This is a genomic window from Vibrio sp. 378 (genome assembly GCF_033339435.1).
On the sequence record NZ_JAWOUO010000833.1, the window covers coordinates 1 to 592 of the forward strand.

Sequence of the window (592 nt, forward strand, 5' to 3'; positions counted from 1 at the left end):
CAATCTCTTCGCCTTTGGCGGTCAACATCAACACGGGGGTTTCCCAGTTCTCTCGCAGACGCTTCAGCGTTTCCATACCATTCAATTTTGGCATCATTACATCCAGTAGGATGAGGTCGATATCGCTGTTGATTGCGGCAAGGCCGGCTTCACCGTCGTTTGCTTCACTGACTTCGAATCCTTCGAAGCTGAGCACCTCTTTTAATAGGCTTGTCAGTTCTATGTCGTCATCAATTAAAAGAATGTTTGCCATCGGGGCACCTTTGGTCAGTTACCGTTTACTTAATATTACATTGGATTGATGTGCGACGAAGAGGGCAAAAATGACTCTTTACGATTCTTTACGCTCCCTATACGCCGCTTTACCTAGCGAGTCGTATTCTATACTCAAGCGCTGTGAGAACAGCCCAGAAGAATCACTCACTTGTGTAAGGAATCGAATTATGAAATCTGCAAAAAAACTTGTGTTAGCTGCTGTTGTTCTACCTCTAACTTTAGGCACTGCGAGTGCATTCGCATTTGGCGGTAAAGATCACCACAAAGGCCCACGTGATGAATGTGGTATGGGTATGGACCGTGGCATCATGCGCGA

General features: G+C 46.1%; 1 protein-coding gene and 1 pseudogene. One reads left to right on the forward strand and one right to left on the reverse strand.

The window, feature by feature from the left end; all coding sequences use genetic code 11:
• Positions 1-253, reverse strand: a 253-nt coding sequence (locus R7Q48_RS29110; protein ID WP_318133837.1) for a response regulator, incomplete at its 3' end; no start/stop codon positions are given.
• Positions 254-443: 190 nt separating this feature from the next.
• On the opposite strand from R7Q48_RS29110, the pseudogene R7Q48_RS29115 reads away from it, so the two are divergent.
• Positions 444-592, forward strand: a pseudogene (locus R7Q48_RS29115) (CpxP family protein); the annotation flags it as partial.